Origin of the sequence: Thioalkalicoccus limnaeus, from assembly GCF_041197575.1 — a bacterium.
Lineage (GTDB): Bacteria > Pseudomonadota > Gammaproteobacteria > Chromatiales > Chromatiaceae > Thioalkalicoccus > Thioalkalicoccus limnaeus.
Map to the genome: position 1 here is coordinate 1 of NZ_JBDKXB010000028.1, position 22,778 is coordinate 22,778.

21 protein-coding genes are annotated in these 22,778 nt (G+C 65.8%); 11 read left to right on the forward strand and 10 right to left on the reverse strand.

All coding sequences use genetic code 11. The features are described 5' to 3' along the window. The coding region (locus ABC977_RS15300) for a DUF4147 domain-containing protein (protein ID WP_369668144.1) at positions 1-1,068 on the reverse strand (1,068 nt) is incomplete at its 3' end. A gap of 62 nt (positions 1,069-1,130) precedes the next feature. Beyond that, the gene (locus ABC977_RS15305; RefSeq protein WP_369668145.1) at positions 1,131-3,179 is read right to left on the reverse strand and encodes an ABC transporter ATP-binding protein; all 2,049 of its coding nucleotides are present in this window, start codon (positions 3,177-3,179) and stop codon (positions 1,131-1,133) included. A 102-nt stretch (positions 3,180-3,281) separates the two neighbouring features. On the opposite strand from ABC977_RS15305, the gene ABC977_RS15310 reads away from it, so the two are divergent. From ABC977_RS15310 to ABC977_RS15355, 10 genes are all read left to right on the forward strand, one after another. Continuing rightward, positions 3,282-3,881 (forward strand): GNAT family N-acetyltransferase, encoded by a 600-nt coding sequence (locus tag ABC977_RS15310; protein ID WP_369668146.1) that lies wholly within the window; start codon positions 3,282-3,284, stop codon positions 3,879-3,881. A 178-nt stretch (positions 3,882-4,059) separates the two neighbouring features. After that, a complete protein-coding gene (locus tag ABC977_RS15315) occupies positions 4,060-4,575 on the forward strand; it encodes a Na+/H+ antiporter subunit E (RefSeq protein ID WP_369668147.1) in 516 nt (171 codons plus the stop codon). Continuing rightward, entirely contained in the window at positions 4,568-4,834 is a 267-nt protein-coding gene (locus ABC977_RS15320; RefSeq protein WP_369668148.1) for an MrpF/PhaF family protein, read from the forward strand. The genes ABC977_RS15315 and ABC977_RS15320 overlap by 8 nt, the downstream gene beginning before the upstream one ends. Further along, entirely contained in the window at positions 4,831-5,118 is a 288-nt protein-coding gene (gene mnhG / locus ABC977_RS15325) for a monovalent cation/H(+) antiporter subunit G (protein WP_369668149.1), read from the forward strand. The genes ABC977_RS15320 and mnhG overlap by 4 nt, the downstream gene beginning before the upstream one ends. Next, positions 5,119-5,412, forward strand: coding sequence for a Na(+)/H(+) antiporter subunit B (locus ABC977_RS15330; protein WP_369668150.1), 294 nt, complete (start codon positions 5,119-5,121; stop codon positions 5,410-5,412). Beyond that, entirely contained in the window at positions 5,409-6,080 is a 672-nt protein-coding gene (locus tag ABC977_RS15335; RefSeq protein ID WP_369668151.1) for an MnhB domain-containing protein, read from the forward strand. Before ABC977_RS15330 ends, ABC977_RS15335 begins: the two co-directional genes overlap by 4 nt. Further along, a complete protein-coding gene (locus ABC977_RS15340; protein ID WP_369668152.1) occupies positions 6,077-6,358 on the forward strand; it encodes a cation:proton antiporter subunit C in 282 nt (93 codons plus the stop codon). The genes ABC977_RS15335 and ABC977_RS15340 overlap by 4 nt, the downstream gene beginning before the upstream one ends. Then, positions 6,351-7,793 carry a complex I subunit 5 family protein gene (locus tag ABC977_RS15345; RefSeq protein ID WP_369668153.1) on the forward strand — a complete coding sequence of 481 codons (1,443 nt, stop codon included), beginning with the start codon at positions 6,351-6,353 and terminating at the stop codon, positions 7,791-7,793. The genes ABC977_RS15340 and ABC977_RS15345 overlap by 8 nt, the downstream gene beginning before the upstream one ends. Continuing rightward, a complete protein-coding gene (locus tag ABC977_RS15350) occupies positions 7,790-9,289 on the forward strand; it encodes a complex I subunit 5 family protein (RefSeq protein WP_369668154.1) in 1,500 nt (499 codons plus the stop codon). Before ABC977_RS15345 ends, ABC977_RS15350 begins: the two co-directional genes overlap by 4 nt. Further along, positions 9,286-10,974 carry a complex I subunit 5 family protein gene (locus ABC977_RS15355; RefSeq protein ID WP_369668155.1) on the forward strand — a complete coding sequence of 563 codons (1,689 nt, stop codon included), beginning with the start codon at positions 9,286-9,288 and terminating at the stop codon, positions 10,972-10,974. Before ABC977_RS15350 ends, ABC977_RS15355 begins: the two co-directional genes overlap by 4 nt. Here the strand turns inward: ABC977_RS15355 and ABC977_RS15360 are convergent. The 8 genes from ABC977_RS15360 to ABC977_RS15395 all read right to left on the reverse strand — a co-directional run bounded on the left by ABC977_RS15360 (position 10,937) and on the right by ABC977_RS15395 (position 21,356). Beyond that, positions 10,937-12,010: an ATP-grasp domain-containing protein gene (locus tag ABC977_RS15360; protein ID WP_369668156.1), complete on the reverse strand. Its 1,074-nt coding sequence runs from the start codon at positions 12,008-12,010 to the stop codon at positions 10,937-10,939. The two genes, ABC977_RS15355 and ABC977_RS15360, sit on opposite strands and share 38 nt — an antisense overlap. Positions 12,011-12,084: 74 nt before the next feature. Further along, entirely contained in the window at positions 12,085-13,056 is a 972-nt protein-coding gene (locus tag ABC977_RS15365) for a metallophosphoesterase family protein (RefSeq protein ID WP_369668157.1), read from the reverse strand. A gap of 5 nt (positions 13,057-13,061) precedes the next feature. After that, a complete protein-coding gene (locus ABC977_RS15370) occupies positions 13,062-14,450 on the reverse strand; it encodes a sodium:proline symporter (protein WP_369668158.1) in 1,389 nt (462 codons plus the stop codon). 411 nt (positions 14,451-14,861) lie between these two features. Beyond that, entirely contained in the window at positions 14,862-15,542 is a 681-nt protein-coding gene (locus ABC977_RS15375; RefSeq protein ID WP_369668159.1) for a HyaD/HybD family hydrogenase maturation endopeptidase, read from the reverse strand. Then, the gene (cybH, locus tag ABC977_RS15380) at positions 15,539-16,231 is read right to left on the reverse strand and encodes a Ni/Fe-hydrogenase, b-type cytochrome subunit (protein WP_369668160.1); all 693 of its coding nucleotides are present in this window, start codon (positions 16,229-16,231) and stop codon (positions 15,539-15,541) included. The genes ABC977_RS15375 and cybH overlap by 4 nt, the downstream gene beginning before the upstream one ends. 202 nt (positions 16,232-16,433) lie before the next feature. Then, positions 16,434-18,230, reverse strand: coding sequence for a nickel-dependent hydrogenase large subunit (locus tag ABC977_RS15385; protein ID WP_369668161.1), 1,797 nt, complete (start codon positions 18,228-18,230; stop codon positions 16,434-16,436). After that, on the reverse strand, positions 18,227-19,315 hold the full coding sequence (locus ABC977_RS15390) for a hydrogenase small subunit (RefSeq protein ID WP_369668162.1): 1,089 nt from the start codon (positions 19,313-19,315) through the stop codon (positions 18,227-18,229). Before ABC977_RS15390 ends, ABC977_RS15385 begins: the two co-directional genes overlap by 4 nt. 310 nt (positions 19,316-19,625) lie before the next feature. Continuing rightward, the gene (locus tag ABC977_RS15395) at positions 19,626-21,356 is read right to left on the reverse strand and encodes an ATP-binding protein (protein WP_369668163.1); all 1,731 of its coding nucleotides are present in this window, start codon (positions 21,354-21,356) and stop codon (positions 19,626-19,628) included. A 454-nt stretch (positions 21,357-21,810) separates the two neighbouring features. Between ABC977_RS15395 and ABC977_RS15400 the strand changes: the two genes are divergently transcribed. Further along, positions 21,811-22,701: a phosphoribulokinase gene (locus ABC977_RS15400; protein ID WP_369668164.1), complete on the forward strand. Its 891-nt coding sequence runs from the start codon at positions 21,811-21,813 to the stop codon at positions 22,699-22,701. The last annotated feature ends 77 nt before the right edge of the window (positions 22,702-22,778 follow it).

Sequence of the window (22,778 nt, forward strand, 5' to 3'; positions counted from 1 at the left end):
CGGGCCATCGCTCCCATCGGTGCCGATGCTGGCGAACCAGCAATCGGCGCAGCCGGCGATCGCTCGAGCGGCGGACAGCGCCAGCTGCTGATTGCGGCCGCCGCGTCCCGGTTCGTTGGGTAAGCGGACCGTCGTTTCGCCCCCCCAGAGATGCAGCCCCGGTGGGCCGTCACGCAATCGGGCGCCGAGCGCGGCACCCTGTCCCTCGGCATCGCCGGCGATGAAGACATCCTGTCGATAGACCGGCCACCCCTGGGCACGGGCTGCCGCCGCGACGGCAGCCTTGGCCTGGTCGAGCGTCGCGATCCACTCGAGATCCACCCCTGGACCCGGATCGTCCGCCCGTTCGGCCAACCCTCGCTCGACCCAGGCCGCAAGCCACCCCGGCGGCGCCAGGGCACGGACCCGGGACGCCAGGGTGGGATCCGGCACCAGAAGCCCGGAGCCGATCACCGACGGGTCGTCACCCGGGACGTCCGAGATCGCGAGCGCTCGAACCGGTCGGCCGCACAGCCACTTCAGGAGCCCGCCGCCCTTGATCCGCGACAGCGCCTTGCGCACCAGATTGATGTCGCCGATCGACCAACCGCTCGCCAGCAGCCAGTCGTTCGCGCGGCGCAGATCGGCCAGGTTCAACCCGCCGACCGGGTCTTCGACGAGGCTCGAGGCGCCACCTGACAGCAGGAACAAGGTTGGTTGGCGGTGCTGCGTCAGCTCCGCGATCAAGGCTCGGCCCGCGATCAGACTGCCGGCATCGGGCAGCGGATGACCGCCGACGATCGGCATCAATCCATCATCGATCAGCCGCTCCGGCCGCAGATGCCCGGCCTTCGATACCACCAGGCCGCCGACGAGATCATCGCCGAGGCGTTCGATCGCACCCTCGGCCATCGCCTGGGCCGCCTTGCCGAGCGCGATCAACCTCACCGGCCCGGACATCGGCCGCGCCGCAAGGGTCCGCGCAACGCCCGCGCGGCCGTGGACCGCGGTCAGGCCCACATCGATCAGATCCAGCAGCGCGCGGCGCGGCGTTTGAGGCTGGCTGTCCACTTGGTCAGGTACTTCCATCCGGGATCCTCCGGTGGCGGGATCCATGGATCCACGGCGCCTCATCGAGGTTAGCGAGGCGGTCAAGCCCTCTGTTCGCCAGTGCCCGCGGCCCCTAGGCGGTGACAGTGGGCCTGGTGAGTCGCACTGATCGGCACCGCCCCGGGATAGCTCATGGCGCAGGCTGGCTGCGCCTCGGGACAGCGCGGCTCGAAGTGACACCCCGCCGGCGGCGCGGCCGGCGATGGCAGGTCACCGGTCAGTCGGATCACCGGCCGCTGCCCGTCGGCATCTGGAACCGCCGACAGCAGGGCTTTCGTGTACGGGTGCCGCGGGTCCCCGAGCACCTCGTCGAGGCGTCCACGCTCGACGATCCGGCCGAGGTACATGACCGCGACCTCATGGGCCATGTGCGAAACCACCGACAGGTCATGCGTGATGAATAGGAACGACAGGTCTCGATCGCTTTGCAGCTCTTGGAGCAGGTTCAGGATCTGTGCCTGCACTGACACATCGAGCGCGCTCGTTGGCTCGTCGCAAACGATGATCTCGGGTTCGACCGCGAGCGCGCGCGCGATACTGATGCGCTGCCGCTGGCCGCCCGAGAACTGGTGCGGATAGCGATTCGCATCGTCCGGACGCAGGCCGACCTGCTCCAGAAGCTCCGCGGCGCGCCGCCAGCGAGCGCGACGGCCGCGCACGAGTCCGAGCGTCAGCAATCCTTCGGCGACGATGTCGCCGATGCGCATGCGCGGGTTCATCGAGGCATAGGGATCCTGAAACACGATCTGCAAATCCTTGCGCAGCGGACGCATGCGGCGTTCGCCGAGATCGGCGAGATCGTGCCCGGCGTAGCGGATCGCCCCGGCCGTCGTCGGCACGAGCCCCAGCAGGCCGAGGCCCACGGTCGTCTTGCCGCAGCCAGACTCGCCAACCAGCGCCAGGGTTCGCCCGGCGTGCAACGTCAGGGACACGCCATCGACCGCCTTGAGCGCACCGACCGTTCGACCCAGAAACCCTCGGCGGATCGGGAAGTGAATGGCCAAATCGGCTACTTGCAGCCGTGGCTCCGCCCCCCCCCGAGGGTGCCGCGCGGGCTCCGGCGCGGCGGCTTCAGGCGGAGCCGCGGCCAGTTGGCCGGCGGCCCACAGATGACAGCGGACCCGATGCGCGTCGTTCAGGGGATGCCAGTCCGGTTCCCGCTGATGGCAGGCAGCATGCGCCCGGTCGCACCGTTCGGCGAATCGGCAACCCCGATGGGCATGGCCAAGCGGCGGCACCCGCCCTGGAATCACCGCGAGCGCCCGGCCGCGCCGCGCCAAGGTCGGGCGGCTCAGCATCAGCTTCAGGCTGTATGGATGCGCCGGGCCGGCGAAGAAGGCACCGCTCGGGGCGGTCTCGACGATCTGCCCCGCATACATCACAGCCAACCGATCGGCGGTCTGGGCGACGACCCCGAGATCGTGCGTGATCAACAGTATCGCCATCCCGGTGCGCTGTTGCAGGTCCTTCAGCAGAGCCAGGATCTGCGCCTGAATCGTGACATCGAGGGCCGTCGTCGGCTCGTCGGCGATCAACAACTTCGGCCGACCGGCCAAGGCCATTGCGATCATGACCCGCTGCTTCATGCCACCGGACAATTGATGCGGGTAGTCATCGACGCGCCGCGCCGGATCCGGGATCCCGACCTCGGTCAGCAGTTCGACGACCCGTTGCATCGGGTCGCGCGAAGCCATCTGGCCCGCGTGCAGCCGCACGGCCTCGGCGATCTGTCGGCCGATCGGCATGACCGGATTCAGCGCGCTTTGCGGTTCCTGAAAGATCATCGCGATCTCGCCGCCGCGGACTCGGCGCATCGCCGATTCGGGCAGTGACACCAAGTCCCGGCCAGCGAGCTGAATCCTTCCGGCAGTGATCTGCACCGGCGCGGCCAGCAGCCGGACCAGCGCCAACGCGGCCATCGTCTTGCCGCAACCGGATTCGCCGAGCAAGGCCAGCGTCTCCCCGGCCCGCACCGACAGGCTCACCCGATCCAGGATGCGCCAGTTGCCGGATGCATGACGGATCTCGACCGTCAGGTCCGTGACCTGAAGCAGCGGTTCGGTCAGGCTAGCCCTGTGCATCTGTCGCATGGAAAAACCCAAGGATGCGGATTACCTTTCCCGGATTAGATCATCCGCGACGCGCGAGGTAAACGACACCGCCACCTCGACCCGGCCAACGGAGGACCCAAGATGACCGAACCGAACGTCGAGCGCCTGACCGGCGCCGCCATCGCCCCCTACCTGAGCGAGGTCGCGCGGCTGCGCATCGCGGTGTTCCGCGAGTGGCCCTACCTCTACGACGGCGACATGGAGTACGAAAAGCACTATCTGGCGACCTACAGCGCCTCGCCCGAGAGCCTGTTCGTCCTCGTGCGCGACGGGGAGCGCATCGTCGGCGCCTCGACCGGATTGCCAATGGCCGATGAAACGGACGAATTCAAACGCCCCTTCATCGCCCAGGGTTACGACCCGCAGCGGATCTTCTACTTCGGCGAATCCGTCCTGCTGCCCGCGTACCGCGGCCGCGGCCTCGGCGTGCGCTTCTTCGAAGAGCGCGAGGGCTACGCCGGCGCGCTCGGGGGCTTCACCCACACCGCCTTCTGCGCCGTCGAGCGACCTGCCGACCATCCGCGCCGCCCCGCGGGCCACGTGCCGCTCGATGCCTTCTGGGGCCGCCGCGGCTACGTCAAACACCCGGAACTCGCGACCACCTACACCTGGAAGGACCTCGACGAGCCCGAACAAACCGCGAAACCAATGACCTTCTGGCTCAAGCGCCTGACCGGCTGACCTCAGTCCGCGGCGGCCCATTGCGCTTTCGGGACGACTCCTAGCTCAGCCGTGCCCACCCCGATTGCTTGGATCGGGTCTACTGGGACACTATGTATCGTGTTCGCGGGCCGATGGACGATCCCTGGCGCTCGATCGCGCCCCGCCTGTCATCCCCAAGCAACGAAGGACGCAAGACATGGACTATCGGCTCCCCGATGCGACACTGTCGACAATTATCGTGCGGCTCGTCTTTTTTACCGCCGTCTGGTCGATTATCACCGGCGCCGACCCGGAGTCCTGGGTCTTCGGTATACCATCCGTGCTCTTCGCAACTTGGGTCAGTCTGCTCCTGGCGCCAGCCCACCCCCGGACTTTGTCGCCGTTGGGTATCATGCGCTTTGTCCCCTACTTCTTGTGGGGTTCCCTGCGCGGCGGCCTGGATGTCGCGGCACGTGTCCTGGGCCCGCGCCTGCGCATCAAACCCGGGTTCTATCGGTATCGGGTGCGGTTGCGCAGTCGTGCGGCACTGGTCGTGTTCCTGGATACGCTGAGCCTGTTGCCAGGCACGCTTGGCGCGAATCTCGACGACGACCAACACGCCGTGATCCACTCCATCGATACCAGCGTCGATCTGGAACCGAGCCTCAAAGAACTGGAACGACTCGTGGGCGATATGTTTCGCGAGGATTTGACGGACGACACCGATGACTGAATTCCTGTTGGCCGTGGCGCTGCTGCTGTTCGCGACGATGGCCGTGAGCCTGATCCGCGTGGTTCGCGGACCGACCGCCGCTGATCGGATGATGGCCGCGCAACTGCTGGGCACGACCGGCGTCGGCGTGTTGCTGGTCCTGACACGGGTGCTCGATGCCCCAGCACTGACCGATGTCGCCCTGGTTTTCGCGCTATTGGCGGCGGTGGCCATTGCCGCCTTCACCCGGCGATGGCCGAACCCGGAGAGGGATCGATGATGAACTGGATCGCCGCGGCGCTGCTGATCGCCGGGTGTTTTTTTTACATCGCCGGGACCGTCGGCCTGTTGCGGCTTCCGGACGGTTTCTCGCGGCTGCACGCACTGACCAAGGCTGACAACCTCGGGCTCGGATTCCTGGTCCTGGGTCTGATCCTGCTGGCTCCGGACTGGCTGTATGCGCTCAAACTGGTCCTGATCTGGCTGCTTGTGGTCATCTCCGGTGCCTCGGGCGCCCATCTGATCGCCAAACGCGCGCTGCAAGATCAACGCGAGGAGATCTGAATGACGATGGATCTGACGCTGTTCGACCTGCTCCTGGTCGTGTCGCTGATCGCGATGGCGGTCTTCTGTCTCTTCAGCGCCGACATCCAACGGGCCGTGATCCTGTTCATCGTGTTCGGTCTGTTGATGGCCCTGGCCTGGGCGCGGCTGCGCGCGCCCGATGTCGCGCTGGCCGAGGCCGCGATCGGTGCCGGCCTCAGCGGTGCGATGCTGCTCGCCGCCGCGCGTCGGTCGATGGAGGGCCAGCGCCGACGGACCGACCTCCGCGTCGACCGCGAGGAGGGCCCGAGATGACGCCCACCCTCGGACGAATTCTGTTCGCCTCTCTCTTCGCGATTCTCGGTGGGCTCTTATTCTGGGCCTTCACCGTGGCGCTGCTCGAAGGGCCGCCGGAGCGTTTGGCCGTGATTGCCGCAGACGCCATCCCGCTCAGCGGCGTGTCGAACCCGGTGACCTCGGTGCTGCTGAACTTCCGCGCCTACGACACGCTGCTCGAGATGGCCGTTTTGCTGGCCGCGCTGCTCGGGATCTGGGCCGCTGGGCCGGCAAGTCCCGGTTTCGAACGCGCCGGGATCGTGTTTGCGAGCCTGACCGATTGGCTGGTGCCGCTGCTGATCCTCGCGGCCGGGTACCTGTTGTGGGTCGGCGGTCATGCGCCGGGTGGCGCCTTCCAGGCCGGGGCCCTGCTCGCCGCTGCCGGCGTCGTGCTGCGCCTGTCCGGACAGGCCGATGCCGGCCTTCCGCGCGGGGTCTGGTTGCGTGCGCTGGCGGTTGCCGGTCTCGCGGCCTTCGTGCTCGTCGGTCTCGGCCTGCTGGTGATTGGCCAAGGCTTCCTGACCTATCCCCTGGCCCACGCCAAATGGCTGATCTTGTCGATCGAGACCGCGGCGACCCTGGCCATCGGCGCGACGCTGGCCGCGGCCTACGTCGGCGGTCGCGTGGGCGACGAGGGGTCCGCATGATGACCCAAGGCCTTTACATCGCCGCGGGGCTGCTGCTCTTCTTCCTCGGGCTCTGGTCCTTCATCATGCATGCACCGGTGTTACGCAAGCTGATCGCGCTGAACGTGATGGGCAGCGGTGTCTTCCTGATCTTCGTCACCTTCGCCTACCGCGGCCAGGAGGCCGCGCCGGACCCGGTGCCGCACGCCCTGGTGCTGACCGGCATCGTCGTCGCCGTCAGCGCCACCGCGCTGGCCCTCGCTCTCTGGCGTCGCCTGGAGGATCAGGACGGTGATTGATACCCTGGCCTTGGCTGTCGCGCTGCCGCTGCTCGGCGCGATCGGGGCAACGCTGTGGCCGCGGCGGAGTCTCCCCCTGTCGTTGGTCGCGGGCCTAGCCACCACGGCCGCCGCCTTGGCGCTGACCGTCGAGGTGGCGCTCGACGGTGTGCAACGCTCCGATTTCGGCGGTTGGGGTGCGCCGCTCGGGATTGCGCTGCAGGCCGACGGCCTTTCGGTCGCGCTGTTGGCGATGTCGAACCTGGTCACCCTGGCCGCGACCTTCTACTCCGCGGAGTACTTCGGCGACAAGGCCGTGCGGCGCCATTTCTGGCCCCTGTGGATGCTCTTGTGGGCCTCGCTGAACGGGCTCTTCATCGCCGCCGATCTGTTCAACATCTATGTCGCGCTGGAGTTGCTCGGGCTCGCCGCCGTCGCGCTAGCCGCCTTGACCGGAACGCGCGATGCGGTATCGGCGAGCTTGCGTTATCTGTTGGCGAGTCTGCTCGGCGCGATCACCTATCTCCTCGGGGTCACACTCCTCTATGGCGCCTATGGCACGCTGGATCTGGGGCTTTTGGCCGACGCCATCACCTCGGGTCCGGTGGCCTGGGGTGCGCTGACGTTGATGATCGGCGGGCTGTTGATCAAGACCGCCCTGTTTCCGATGCACTTCTGGTTGCCGCCGGCGCACGGTAACGCCCCGGCACCGGTCAGCGCCGCACTGTCGGCCCTGGTGGTCAAGGTATCCTTCTACTTGATCTTGCGCCTCTGGTTCGACCTCTTCGGACCCATCGTGACCCCAGCCGCGGCCAATCTTCTGGGCATCCTCGGGGCCGCGGCCATCCTATGGGGCTCCTGGCAAGCCGTGATGGCCGAGCGCCTCAAATTGATGGCGGCCTACTCGACGGTCGCGCAGATCGGCTATCTGTTTCTGTTCTTCCCGGTGATCGCGTCGCTCGAACCGAGCCCCGCCCGCGACGATCTGATTGGGGCGATGGTGCTCTTTGCCCTGTCGCATGGCTTCGCGAAGGCCGCGCTGTTCCTCGCCGCCGGCCACATTCAGCAATGCGCGGGCCATGACCGGATCGACGACCTCGCCGGCACCGTCCAACGGTTGCCGGCGACCTCCTTCGTCATCGCCCTGGCCGGCGTCGCCCTGATCGGCTTGCCGCTGAGCGGGGCCTTCACCGCGAAATGGTTGTTGCTCAGCGGGGCGATCGCGGCCGGTCAATGGTGGTGGGTGCTGGTCGTCCTGGCCGGCACCCTGTTGGCCGCCGGTTACATCTTCCGGATGCTGGGCAAGGTCTTCGGGTTCCAGGAAACGCCCTATGCGTGCATCACCGCGGTGCGCTCCGAGGTACCGGCACTGCTGCTCGCGACCACGGCGACGCTGGTCCTCGGACTCGCCGCGAACCCCTTGTGGTTCCTGCTGGGTTTCGGAGACCTGCGATGACGCTGACGAACTGGCTCCCTGCCCTGATCGTCCTGAGCTCCCTAATCCCGGGGCTGCTGATCTTCGCCCTCAAGGAGGAACAGGTCACCACCCGGACCGTTCTCAATATGTTCGGGGCCACGTTCAAACTCGTGCTCGTCGGCATCATGGTTTGGGGGGTCCTGCAGAACCAGGTCTACGAATCGCGGTGGGTTCTGGCGCCGGGCCTCGAATTGATCCTGCATGCCGATGCCCTGTCGGTCCTGTTCGTCGTCCTGTCGTCGGGGCTTTGGTTCTTCACAACCATCTACGCGATCGGTTATCTCGAGGGATCACCGTACCGCAGCCGTTTCTTCGGCTTCTTCAGCCTGTGCGTCTCGGCCACCGTCGGCATCGCGCTCGCGGGGAACCTGATCACCTTCGTCATCTTCTACGAGATCCTGACGCTGGCGACCTATCCGCTGATCGCCCACCGCGGTACGCCTCAGGCCACCCGCGGGGCCCGCATCTATCTGTACTATACGATGACCGGCGGCGCGCTCTTGCTGATCGGAGCCGTCTGGCTGCAGGTCCTGGCCGGGCCGGTCGATTTCGTCGAAGGCGGGGTGCTCGATGTCCTGCCGACGGAACTGTCGGGCCAGTTGATCCTGATCTTTTTCCTGATGTTGGCCGGGCTCGGTGTCAAGGCCGCGTTGGTCCCGCTCCATGGCTGGCTGCCGCAGGCCATGGTGGCGCCCGCGCCGGTCAGCGCGCTGTTGCATGCGGTCGCCGTCGTCAAGGCCGGCGCCTTTGGGATCGTCCGCATCGTCTATGACGTCTATGGCATCGAGTTCGCGCACTCGCTCGGGCTGCTGACGGCCCTGGCGATCCTCGCGTCGATCACGATCATCTATGGGTCGGTCCAAGCCCTGTTGCAGGATGAGCTCAAGAAGCGGCTGGCCTATTCGACCGTCAGTCAAGTGTCCTATATCGCGCTCGGCGCCGCGATCTTCGGTCCGGTCGGCACCATCGGCGGGCTGCTCCACCTGATCCACCAGGGCATTATGAAGATCACCCTGTTCTTCGGTGCCGGCAACTATGCCGAGACGCTCGGCGTGCACAAGGTCAGCGAACTCAATGGTGTCGGGCAACGCATGCCTTGGACGACGCTGGCCTTCACGATCGGGGCCTTGGGGATGATCGGCATCCCGCCCGTGGCGGGTTTCATCAGCAAATGGTATCTCGGCGTCGGGGCCGCCACCGCCGGCATGGACTGGGTGATCTTGGTGCTCGCGGTCAGCAGCCTGCTCAATGCCGCCTATTTCCTGCCGATCCTCTATCGCGCCTGGTTCCGCGAACCACCGGCGCAATGGCCGAAGGAGTCGATCCCGGCCGGCACCTGGGAAACCAAGTGGACCCTGCTGATGCCACCGGTGATCACCGCCGCCCTTGCCTTAGCGCTCGGGCTGCTGGCCACGGCGCCCTTCAGCGTCCTGGAGTGGTCGCGACTGATCGCGATCCGCGAGTACGGACTGTGAGCGGCTTGCTCCTGATCGCGGCCTGGGCCTGGCCGCTGGCGTTGGCCGCGGTCGCGCACCGACCTGGGTTCTGGTGGTCCCCGATGGTCGGCGTGATCCCGGCACTTCTCGTGCTCGCGGTGCTGCCCACCGAGTCTGCACCCTTCGTGATCCCATGGATGCTGTTCGGAGCCACCTTCGCCCTCGATACCCTCGGTTGGGCCTTTCTCGCCTTTTCGTCGCTCTTGTGGGCCGTCACGAGCGTTTTCGTCAGCGACCGGCAACGCTGGGGGCCTCGCGCCGGACGCCTGCGCGTGTTCTTCCTGCTCGCGATGGGCGGCAATCTGATGCTGATCCTGGCCGCTGACGGAATCAGCTTCTTCGTTGGTTTCGCGTTGATGGGCCTCGCCGCGTACGGTCTCGTCGCTCACCAGGGGGGAGAGCAACGGCGCCGCGCCGGTCGGCTTTATCTTGCTTGGACCATCGTCGGCGAGGTGGCGCTCTTCTCTGGGTTGGTCTTGGCCGCCCACCAGGCTGCCGGTCATCTGGGGCTCGCGGCCCTCGCCGCCGGTGCCGCCGAGTCGCAACTGGCCTTTCTTCTGATCCTGATGGGCTTCGGCATCAAAGCTGCCCTGCCCGGGCTTCACCCCTGGCTCCCAGTGACCTATGGCCACGCCCCGAGCGCAACGGCCGCCATCCTCTCCAGCGCGATGATCAAGGCCGGTCTGCTCGGTTGGCTACGCTTCCTGCCGCTCGGCGGCGAGCCGCTCCCCATTTGGGGAGAAACCCTGGTCTGGCTCGGCCTGATCGCAGTCTTCGGGGCTTCGCTCATCGGTCTGACGCAACGCCTGCCTGGCGCGATCCTCGGCTATTCGAGCATCGCCAAGATGGGGATCCTCGTGCTCGGTCTTGGCCTGATCTTGATCGATCCCGCCCTGGCGCCGGCTGGCATCCTCGCCCTGACGCTGTTCGCCGCCCATCATGCACTGGTCAAAGGCGGACTGTTCCTCGGGGTGGAGCTGCGTCGCAACCTGCCGCGCCCATCCCGCGTCGCCCCACTGGTACCGATCGGCCTCTTAGGGCTCGCCTTGGCGCTCAGCGACGCCCCTTGGTCCAGCGGCGCCCTGGCCAAACACCAGCTCGAACCCTTGCTGACTTCCGGCGATTGGGCGTGGCTCAAGTCGGCGCTGACCTGGGCGACGGTCGGCACCCTGCTCCTGATGGCCCGGCTTCTGTGGGTGCTCTGGCGCCTGCCCGCCAGCGAGACCACCACGAGCCCCGCCGGCCTCTGGGCCTGGGGCCTGTTGCTTGTGGTCATCATCGGCTTTCCGTTCGTGCTCGGCGAAGGCCAGGACTGGTCCGGGACAGCCTGGCCGCTCGCGATCGGCATCGCGATCGCGATCCCGTTCGCGCTGTTGGCCTGGTGGCGTCCCCACTGGACACGTGGACTGATCGGCCTGATCCCACCCGGAGACATCCTGGTCGTCGCTCGTCCCCTGCGGCGGCTGGTCGCGAGGCGGCTCGGCCCAGTGCGAGGGCTTTGGAACCGGGCCCGTGCGGCTGGCATAGGACTGCTGCAACGGATCCGCCCATCGCCTTCCGACACGAACCATGATCCCGAACGTGCGCTGCGCGATTGGGTGATGGTCGGTGTGCTGTGGCTTGGCATCATCGCGCTCCTCGCGATCCTGCTTCTCGCCCAGTAACCAGCCGGATCCCCCCTTCGAGCAGTGCCACATAGGCTCCGACGTCCAGTGTCGGTTGCCAATCGCCTGGCAACGAGCCCACCGCCGAGCGGAGTGCCATCAAAGGCAGATTGACGCCGGCGACACGGCACAGGTCGATCCCACCGGACGGACGCGGGTTGATCTCCAACAGGCATTCACGGCCATCGGCCCGCTCCCGGGTCTGGAAATTGAAGATGCCGTGGAGTCGAAACAGGCCGGCCAGTCGTCGGGCAAGGTCTAGCGTCGCGGCTCGCTGCTCGATCAACTGGCCGCGGCCAGTGCCCTTGCGCCTTATCACGGCGGCGCGCAAGACGCCGTGTTCGGCGAGACAATCGACGGAGCGCTCGGGTCCGGGCAGGTATTCCATCAGCAAAAACACGCGTTGTTCCTTGTTGAGATCGAGCCACCGGGCGATCTCATCGGCCGAGGCGTGCTGGACGTCGTTATCGAGCCAGCGATCGAAAGGCGACCGGCTGGCGTCGATGATGCGGAAGCCGCCGCCAAAGATGCCGCGGGCCGGCTTGATGCAGAGCGGTTCCTCGTGGTCGCGCGCAAGCTCCCGGTAGGCCTCTCGGAACCCGAGGCTGGTTACGACCGGGCGGTGGACAGGCAGCGCGATCTCCGGGGCCGCCTGGGCCAGATACGCGAGAAAGGTCTGCTTGTTGTCGAGCCGCTCGAAGGTCGCGAGGTCCGGGACCGGAAGCATCCAGTGCAGCCCGTCACGGCGCAGTCGGTGCGCGTTACGCAGCAATCCGCGCCAACGCGACTGCGGCCAGACGATGGTGATCCCTTCGCGGGCGCACAGATCGACGAGCCAGTCGGCATAAGCCGCATCGTCGAGCTGCGCCGGTTCGAGGTGCAAGCGCTCGGCGGTCACGGCCAACGGCGTGATCGCGGTGTGGTAGCTTGCCTGCACGCGAAACTCGCCGGGCACCATCTCGTCGCGAATTCCGCGCACGACCTGGGCGACCGACGACAACCCGCGCGTGAACAGGACCCCGACCGGTGCAGCCATGCTCGAGCAGTCCCGAAGATCGCGGCAGGTTCCGCCACGCGCACACAAGTCCCCGCATCCAACGCCGACCGGGATCATTGCGACACGCGGCAGGCCGCGTTCGCGTGGTGATCGGGCCCATCTGTGATGCGGCGACGGTAGCTGAGCATCGCCGGTGACCCGGGCGGCCAAACCCGATCGAAACGCTGCAGGAAGGCTTCGCGATCCCATGGCACAAGGATCGCATCGATGTAGGCATCCCTTACCCGCGTTCGGCAAGCGCTCGCGTGGTCATCCGGCAACACCGCGGCGTGCCTGGCGACACGCGTGATCATGACGCGGCTGTCGTCCTTGAAGTCCGGCATGCCGGCCGACCCGTTGTTGAACACCGCTCGGTCGCCGGGAAAACCCTGGGCGAAACAACGACAGGTATGGCTGCTCGCCAGCAGGTCCACATCGGCCTCCCGGAACCATTGTTCTAGCCGTGGATCGCTGTGACCGACGGGCGGCATCGCATCGAGTTCGAGACCCCAGCCCGCGAGGCTGTCCGGATCCCCATGGACCACGCCGATGCGGCAATCTCCGACCTGGAGCCGCCGTTGCGGGGGCAGGCCGCGGAGACCACTCACGAGATCGTCAGCACGGCGCGCAGCCTCCTGCAGCCGCGCGATGATCGCGTTCGACCAGGCCACCGTCTGGTCCGGGGTCGAGGCCGGGTAGGCGCAACCGCACCCTGCGCCGGGTTGCGGATCGATCAGTTCGGCCTCCACGTTGCCCAGGCTCGCGGCGTGGGCGCTGACGCGTCGCTGTACGTCTGCGAACCACTGGGGTTCCGCGTCGAACCAGTGGAAGTCTCCGTTGACCACCAGTTGTGGTTGCGGGAGGCCCATCGCCACTTCGTGGGCGGCCAGCGCCTCGATCGCATCCAGTGCTTGAAGGTTTCCGTAAAGACCGCCGACAATGAAAACGCTGTGTGCGTGCAGCGGAGCCAGCTTCGCGATCGTCGCGGCCCGGGTCCGGTAGGTGACGGGGCAAAGGCGCCCGGGCGATGCACTCGCGGTAGCCATCGACTTCAGGCCGGCGCGTCCATCGGGCCCCGGTCGCCCAATGCGAAGGCGGCCAGGCCAACCCCGAGGGCGATGAGGTTCAGAAGCAGCAATTTGCTGTAGTCGTGGCTGAAACCCGTCAGCGTACCGATCCAGCCCAGGTAGCCCGAGCTCTCCAGAAAATAGAGGATCGCGGCGCCGACGGCGGCCAACACGGCGACGGCGAGCGCCGCGGGTGCGACACGCCGATTCAGGCCGATACTCCAAATGATCACCGGGGTCAGGAACATCGCCGCGGTCCCGCTCACCGCCACGGCGGCGAACAGGTCCTGTGTGCCGAAGAACACCATCAGCAGACCGAGCAGCGCGAACACAGCCATCGCGATGCGTCCTTGTGCGGGTGCCCCCCGCCCGAGACCCATGTCGACCACGGCGAGCTTGGCGGTGCTGGAAAAGGTGGAATCCATCGTCGAAGCGGCCGAGATCACCAGCGCCACGCCGAGCAGCAGCGCGGCCGGCTGCCCCATCATGCGGGTGAGCGTGTCGAGAAAGGCCTCTTCGCCGCTGCGGTGCAGTCCGGTGAAGACGCCAAGCAAGCCGAAGGCCAGGATCAGCAGCGACGAGATCCAGAAGGCCTGCACGAAGCTGCGTCGGGTCGTGCTCCGGTCGGCCAGAAAACCCCGGTCGGTCATCACCGGGTCGTGCAGCGGATAGCTCAACACCTGGAGGAGTGCGACCAGCAGCAGGATCCAGCCGGGGCTGACCGGATCCGGACTGCTCGCCAGAATCGCTCCGGCGTCGAACTCGGGTGCGAAAAGCATCATGACAAAAAGCACCGTGAGCAGTATCGCCAGCGTCCCGAACTGCAGCACGTCGGTTCGGAGGGAGGCGTGCAATCCGCCCAGCATCGAGTAGCCCAGCGTGACGCCGGCCACTGCGAGGATGGCGGTGGCATAAGCGAGGCTGCCGGTCGCACCGAACACGATGCCGACGACCAGAAGGTTGGCGAATACCTCGGAGACCAGTCGAACGCCGATCAGCAGATTGAAGCTACCGGTGCCCAGTCGGCCGAACCGGGCCTGCATGAAACTCTGGATGTTGCGAGCCCCGTGACGAAAGCGGAGCTGGTCGACGATCCATCCGCCGGTCAGGAACGACAGGTAGTAGGCGGTGTAGGCCAGCGCGCCGGCGATGCCGAAGAAATAGCCGAGGATCGCGGCGTTGAGCAGCGAACGCGCGAAGATCCAGGTGGTAACCTGGGAGAAGGTCAGGGTCCAGACGCCGGGTTTCGTTCCCGCCGGGCTCGAGCCGAAGAAGAATCCATCGGCCGTTCGGGCGCGCGGGGCCAAGGCGAAGCTGGCGGCAGCGAAGGCGACCAGAATCCCGGAAAGGAGCACGAGCGAAAGATCGGTCATGGTTCGAACATCTCCCGGCGGTTCAACGGCGCGGTGGGCGAGCAGGCTGCGGTAGTTCACAGCCAGGTTCCGTGAAGCAGACGGCCTGCGAGGCGACAAGACTCCTCAACGCGCAATTCGATGAAGGCACAACGGGCGCCTTCCCAGACTCACCCAGTTGGTGCGGCGTTGCGTCGCTTCATTATCACTGAATCCGAGGCCGATTGGACCTCCCATGCCGAGTGCGACGATGAAGGGGCACGTCATGGTAGTCGGTTGGGCACTCGCCCCCTGCCAACGGCATCCGCCCGCGACGCTCGGCGCAGAGCTGTCGCGGCCGCGCCATCGCCGACTCGAGAAGTCCACGATACCGAATTCCGGACAATCCGCCGAAATCCGCCACCAGCCTCGCCGGCACAGCGAGCCCGCCTATTATTGTTCGACCCGCCCCGATCGAGTGCGCAGGCGGGACAGGACGCGGGCATCGCCGCGGCGATAGGCGGCCGCCGCGCTCGGGCGCTCGGCTTCGTACGGGGCAAGCGCGAGCGACGGGTGGGTGAGTCCGCCCAGCGGGTCTGCGGTCGAGTCAGGGCAGGTTTCGGCGACGATGCCGAAATCGGCGAGGTAGGCCAGCGCCAACGCGATGGCGGGCTCGATCTGGGCCTTCACGGCCGGCCGGAGGCTGCCGCCATAGTCATCCAGTTCGACCGGCTGCACACCGATCAGCAGAAGGTTCTTGGGGAACTCGCCGAGCAGGGCCGCGAGCGCCAGCACCTCCTGGAAGCCCGTTTGGTGCAGGCTCATCTTCTTCGCGCCGAGGTACTTGGGGACCTCGTCACCCTCGACCCGCATCAGGGTCCCGGGCGATAAGCCATAGTCGATCGCATCGAAGACGACGAGGATGTCCGCGGCCCGGACCCGGTCGAGCAGATTGAGCCCCTGGGTACCACCGTCGAGCAGCGCGACCTGCGCCGGGAAACGCCAACGTTGCTGCAAGACCTCGACGACGCGCACACCGAAGCCTTCGTCGGCCCACAGCAGATTCCCGATGCCGAGGATCAGCACCCGCGGCGGGCCGGCATCCGGCCGCGCCGCCGGCGGCCGGCCCCTCATGGCCGGTCATCCTTGAACATCCGCCAACCGCTGATCATGGTGCTGATCAGGCTCTGGCGCGACATGATGTCCTCGCGGATCGCGGTGTAGACGTGCAGCATCACGAAGACGACGATGATCCACATGCCCCAGTGGTGCCACATCCGCACGTCCTGGCTCTGGCCGACGAACGGGATGACCCAGCCGAACAACTGATCCTGCCAGCTACCGAGACCCGTCTGCTCCGAGTAGAGGGCGAAGCCGGTGACGATCATGACCAGGCCGCCGACCGTGATGATGGTGACCATGAAGAGGTGGGCGAGCGGGTTGTGGCCGACATATTTCTTGGGCTCCTTCTCGAGAAAGGCGTACCAGCGCACCTCGTGCGCCAGCTCGCGCCAGAAACTCGCCCGCCAGAAAGGCAGCGTGAAGAGCTGCCGCGCATAGCGATTGCCGACGAAGGCCCAGTAGATCCGGAACAGGAAGCCGACGGCAAAGACATAGGCCGTCGCGAAATGGGCGAAACGGATATAGCCCATCAAAAAGTGGTCGCTGGCCTCACCCGGCAGCGACGGGGGTGGATTGGCGATCAGGTAGCCAGTGATCGCCAGGATGGTGATCGCCAAGGCGTTGATCCAGTGCCAGGCCCGCAAGGGAGCCTGGTAGACGTAAACGGCCGTCTGTTTGACCTGTGGCAGACCGTTGGGCATGGGATGTCCTCCGCGCGCTCACGCTGGAATAGTCGATCGTGGACGATGCTCGTTATCGAGGGTTGCAAAAGTCATCGCAGACGGCGCGCTGCGACACGCTGCAAGGACGTCCGTGTCAGCTCGGCGGCGGGATCCCTCCCGCCGACGGTCGCCGCGAGGCGCCTCCGATGACTTTCGGGCCGATTGATATGTCCCAGAAGCCTCAGCGCACCTGGATCCGGGTCAGCTCTTGGCCATCCGGGCCGATGATATGCGTCGCGCAGGCGAGACAAGGATCGAAACTGTGCAGCGTGCGCAGGATCTCCAACGGCTCGTCGGCCTTGGCGAGCGGTGTGCCGAGCAGCGCCGCCTCGTAGGCGCCGATGTTGCCGGCCGCATCGCGCGGCGAGGCGTTCCAGGTGGTCGGCACAACGGCCTGGTAGTTGGCGATCCGGCCATCACGGATCAGGACCCAGTGGCCGAGCGCGCCACGGGGTGCCTCGGTGGTGCCGACGCCGCGGACCTCCTTCGGCCAGGTCTTCGGATCCCAACGCTCGGTGTTGGCCGTGGCGGTATCGCCGGCCTTGATATTGGCGACCAGCTTGTCCTGGAAATGGCGCATCTTATGGGCAGCCCAGGATGCCTCGAGCCCGCGCGCCGCGGTGCGCCCGAGTGTCGAGAAGAGCGCATCGAGCGGCAGCCCAAGGTCCGTCAGTACCTTGTCGACCGGCTCCTTGAACTCGGGAATGCCCTTCGCATAGCCGATCACATAGCGCGCCAGCGGACCCACCTCCATCGCGTGGCCGCGCCATCGCGGTGCCTTGACCCACGAGTACTTCGCGTCCTCGTCGATCTCCTCGATCCGGGTCCTCGTCCCAACGGTGTTCGGGCCGAGGGCGAAGTTGGGCTCGGTCACCCCGTCCCAGGGGTGAAGGCCACGCGCCTCATCGGCATAGCGGAACCAAGAGTGGGTGACGAACTCCTGGATCTCGTCCGGATCGCGCAGGTCCACATCGTGGACCTCGCTCAGATTGCCGTTGATGATGGCCCCGCGCGGCATCAGCAGGTTGTCGGCCGAATCGTCGTTGGCGTGCTCCGGGATGTCGCCATAGGACAGGACCGCCTGGCGGCTCAGGCCGCCACCGTAGGTCCAGTCCTTGTAGAAGGACGCGATCGCGATCAGGTCCGGTAGGTAGACCTTGTCGATGAACTCGATGGTCTGGTCGATGATCGCGCTGACGAGATTCAGCCGCTCCATGTTGACGGCACCGACGGCCCCTGCGCCGTCGACATTGATGGCGCAGGGCATGCCACCGACGATCCAGTTCGGGTGTGGGTTCTTGCCACCGTAGACGGCGTGGATCTTGACGATCTCCTTCTGGAAGTCGAGCGCTTCCAGGTAGTGGGCCACCGCCATCAGGTTGGCCTCGGGCGGCAGCCGGTAGGCCGGATTGCCCCAATAGCCATTCATGAAAGGCCCGAGCTGTCCGAGTTCGACGAAGCGCTTGAGCCGCTGCTGGATGTCCCGGAAATAGCCCGGCGATGACTTGGGCCAATCGCTGATCGACTGGGCCAGCGCGCTGGTCGCCTTGGGATCGGCCTTCAACGCCGAGACGACATCGACCCAGTCGAGCGCGTGCAGATGATAGAAATGCACCAGGTGGTCTTGGGCCTGGAGCGTGAGCTGCATGATGTTGCGGATCGAGTTGGCGTTCTCGGGAATCGGGATGCCGAGGGCATCCTCGACCGCCCGAACCGAGGTCAGCGCGTGCGTCCCGGTGCAGACGCCGCAGATCCGTTGCGTGAAGGCCCAGGCATCGCGCGGGTCGCGCCCGCGCAGGATCACCTCGAGCCCGCGCCACATGGTGCCGGCACTGACGGCGTTGCGGATGACGTTGTCCTCGTCGAGGTTCACCTCGCAGCGCAGATGGCCCTCGATCCGGGTCACCGGGTCGACGACGAAGCGGCGCCCGCTGCGGTCGAGCGTGAAGCCATTCGGCGTGGTGATCGAAGCGCTCATGGCTTGTCCTCCTCAGTGGTGCTCGATGGCCGGCGATGCTTCAGAAGACTCACGGTGGCATGGGCCGCGATCGCGGCACCAACGGCACCAGCGGCAGCCAAACCGACACGGTCGGCGTTGGCCTCGACGCCGAAGACCCGCGTGTCGGTGACCTGCTGATAGAAGCCGGACTGGTCCCAGAAGGCGTTCTCGGAACAGCCGATGCAGCCGTGACCGGACTGAATCGGGAAGGAGACGCCCGTGTTCCAGCCGACCGTCGAGCAGGCGTTATAGGTCGTGGGCCCCTTGCAGCCCATCTTGTAGAGGCAGTAGCCGCGCCGCGCCCCTTCGTCATCCCAGGCCTCGACAAACTGGCCGGCGTCGAAGTGCGGACGGCGATAACACTTGTCGTGAATGCGCTGACCGTAGAACATCAAGGGTCGGCCCTGCCGATCGAGCGGTGGCAGGCGCTCGAAGGTCAACATATAGGTCAGCACCCCGGTCATGACCTCCGCGATCGGCGGGCAGCCGGGCACCTTGATGACCGGCTTGTCGCGAATCACCTGGTGCACCGGGGTCGCGCGGGTCGGATTCGGATGGGCGGCCTGCACGCAACCCCAGGAGGCGCAGGTACCCCAAGCGACAACGGCCTGAGCATCGGCGGCCATCTCGTGCAACTGCTCGACGAACGGCCGACCGGCGACGATACAGCTCATGCCGTCCTGCTCGAGCGGGGCGTTCCCCTCGACCGCGAGGAGATAGCGGCCTTTGTACTTCTCCCGTGTCTCTTCGAGGATCGCCTCGGCCTGATGGCCGGCGGCGGCCATGATCAGATCCTGGTAGTCGAGCGAGATCATCGAGAGGATGATGTCGCTAGCCAGCGGGTGGGCCGAACGAATGAAGGACTCCGAGCAGCAGGTGCACTCCAGGCCGTGGAGCCAGATGACCGGGATCCGTGGCTTGGTCTCCATCGCCTCGGCAATGTGACCGGCGAAAGACGGTGCGAGGCCAAGCGAGGCGGCCGTCACACCGCAGAACTCGAGAAAGCGGCGACGGCTGATCCCCCGGCGGCGCATGGCCTCATAGAAGGTATCTGTGATTGGCATCTGTGGTCCTCGAGAGGCGATCGGTGAGGGCACCGATGGGGGCCGATAGTCACGATCTGTTTCCGAACCGATTCCCGAGAGATTTAGTCAAAAACACCTTGGGGAATCAGGTTGGTGGGATCATGCACGAACGGCCAAGACCACAGCAATACCGAGAGAATTACATAATAATTTAAGCGAATTCAGATGCTTTTAGTATCTATTCAGGTTCGAATTCAACTGTTCTGAGGGATGAACGGCGGGATGCGCTGCGCGAGTTACGCGAGTGCGAACTACGCGAGAAGGGCGGGATGCGCTGCGCTTTCCCGCCCTACGGGGTACGTACCGCCGACATGCCTGGGGCTGCTGGGTGCGGCGCCAGGCGTTCGATCATTTCGCGCAGGGCCTCCGCCTTGATCGGTTTCGACAGGAAATCGTCCATGCCCGCTGCGAGACAGGCGGCCCGGGTATCCTCCGCCGCATCGGCGGTCAAGGCGACGATCGGCAGGCGCCGTCCGCGCTCGCGCGCCCGGACGGCGCACGTCAAGGCCAGGCCATCGAGCTTCGGCATCCGCAGGTCGATGAACGCGATGTCGAAGGCACCGGCCGCGATTCGCTGCAGGGCCTCCTCGCCATCCGCGACACGGACCACCCGATGGCCCAAGCGTTCGAGGAAGGTCACGATGACCTTCGCGGCGATCTCGTTGTCTTCGGCGACCAGCACCCGAATCCCGGCCGGCCGCTGGTCCGCGCTTGCCGGGGCGCCCGAGGAGGAGACGGGCGATGGCTCCGGGGTCGCGGGAACGGGGTGGCCGGCACTCGGCAAGGGGAGCCGAATCCAGAAACGGCTCCCCTGTCCGGGCGTGCTCTCGGCACCGATGGTTCCCCCCATCAATCGGGTCAGGTCGCGCGCGATCGTCGTGCCAAGTCCGGAGCCACCGAAGCGCCGCGTCGTCGACTGATCCGCCTGTCGAAAACGCTCGAAGACGATCGCCAGCTGTTCGGTCGACATCCCGATGCCGGTATCCCGGACCTGGATCAACAGATGAGGTTCGGTTACCGCGTCCTCGGGTGGCCGGTGCTCGACGGACAATTCGACCTCGCCCCGCTCGGTGAACTTGACCGCGTTGCCGAGCAGGTTGAGCAGGATCTGCCGAATCCGAAGTGGATCGCCGACATAGGACGATGACAGGCCGGGAGCGATACGCAGGCTGAGTGTCAGGCCCTTGTCGAGGGCACGCGGCTCGATCAGACGGCAGACCTCCTCGAGCGTCGTTCGCAGATCGAATGGTATCGCCTCCAGTTCCAGCCGACGCGCATCGATCTTGGACAGATCGAGAATGTCGCCGATCAGCGAGCGAAGAAGTTCGGCAGACCGTGAGATACCCTGGACGTACTCCTGCTGCTCTTTCGTCAGTTCGGTTGCCTTCAGCAAGTCCGTCATGCCGATGACACCAGTCAAAGGGGTGCGCAGCTCGTGGGTCATCACGGCCAGGAAGTCGCTTTTGGCCCGATTGGCGCGCTCAGCCTCGGCCCGCGCCTGCTGGACCCGGGCCAGCAGCGAATACTGATACAGAGGCAGCGCCACCAGCAGCAGCAGGAAGAAAGCCGCCTCAAACGGATGTTTCAGCCAGTGGTCGAGCGCAACCAACACCAGGCCATAGGCCACCACCGACGCGAGAGTCGCAAAGATCAGGTGGCTGCGACCATAGCGGGTACCTGCCGAGATGAAGATCCAGATATAGAAGAGATAGAAAGGGCTGATCGCTTCCTGCGTCAGCAGGATGACCAGGCTGGTCGCAAGGATATCGATCAACAGGCTCAGGTACCGTCGGACCGGCGAATGGGGTTGCCGCAATACGCTGACGAACAAGCCGACGCCGACGACGAGAAAGCCGGCAAAGAGCGCCACGAAATGCCGAACATCGACCTGATAGTAGCCGGTGGCGGCGCCAAGTCCGATGTAGAAGAGACCAAAGATCCAGATCCCCATCCTTACGGCCGCGGACTGGAATTCCGGGTTGCTCCATTGCCCTGGCTTCGACACAAACGTCCTGTACATGATCGAACCCCTGATCCTCATTCATGACCACATTCATCACTACGCGCCTCGCAAACCGCTTTCGCGGCATCCGATCCGGATCGACACGCCCGGTGGCCGGTTCCAGCGCGGGTTTTCGCCATTGGGCTTCGTGCTATATTAGCGAAACCTTCGGCTGCTCGGGGCGTCGCTGATGCATCGGCCCGACGCCGGAGTCCACCCCGCTCGTGCAGGGTTCGACATCCGGGACGTCGATCTGAATCGGGCGACCAGTCGACCAGAGCGGCGCTGTCTGGTTGGGGCCGGACCGCCGGTCCGCGACCGGCTGAAACAGGTCAATCGCGTCCGCGATCGCGGCGCCTTTTCAGGGCGCCAACAAAAAGCAGGAATAAACAACATGCCTCGCCCGGAAACGGATGGTCGCCCCGCGCGCGCCGCCCGTGCGCGGTGATTATCGAGAGAAGAGGAGCACATCATGTCGAAGAAGCATCCCGTCGTCGCCGTCACCGGCTCGTCCGGCGCCGGCACCACGACCGTCAAACGGGCCTTCGAACACATCTTTCAACGGGATGGGATCACCGCTGCCGTCATCGAGGGCGACAGTTTCCATCGCTACAATCGCGTCGACATGAAGGCCGAGATGGCCAAGGCTCAGCGCGAGAACCGGAACATCAGTCACTTCGGCGCCGAGGCCAACCGCTTCGATCTGCTCGAGACGCTGTTTCACGATTACGGCGAGCGCGGGGGCGGTCAGAAACGCTTTTACCTTCATAGCCCGGAAGAGGCGGCCGATCACAATGCGCGACTCGGCACCGACCTGAAGCCGGGTGAATTCACACCGTGGGAAGACCTCCCCGCCGGGACTGACCTGCTCTTCTACGAAGGGCTCCACGGCCTGGTCGTCACCGAAGAGCATAACGTCGCCCGCCATGTCGACCTCGGGGTCGGGGTCGTACCGATCGTGAATCTGGAATGGATCCAGAAGATCCATCGCGACAACGCCGAGCGTGGTTACTCGGCCGAGGCGATCGTCGACACCATCCTGCGCCGGATGCCCGACTACATCAATTACATCGTGCCGCAGTTCTCGATGACCGATATCAACTTCCAACGGGTCGCGACGGTCGACACATCGAATCCGTTCATCGCCCGTGAGATCCCGACCGCGGACGAAAGCTTCGTCATCATTCGCTTTCGCGAGCCGGAGAAGTTCCAGATCGACTTCCCGTACCTGTTGGCGATGATCCACGACTCCTTCATGACCCGCCGCAATACGATCGTCGTTCCCGGCGGCAAGATGGGCTTCGCGATGGAGATCATCCTGCAACCGATCATCGAGCGGATGATGGACGACCGCCGCGTCTGATCGCACCCCAGCGGGGCGGTCCCGACGATCGCCCCGCATCGCGCACACCAGCGATGCCCCCTCGGGCGCCGCCTCGA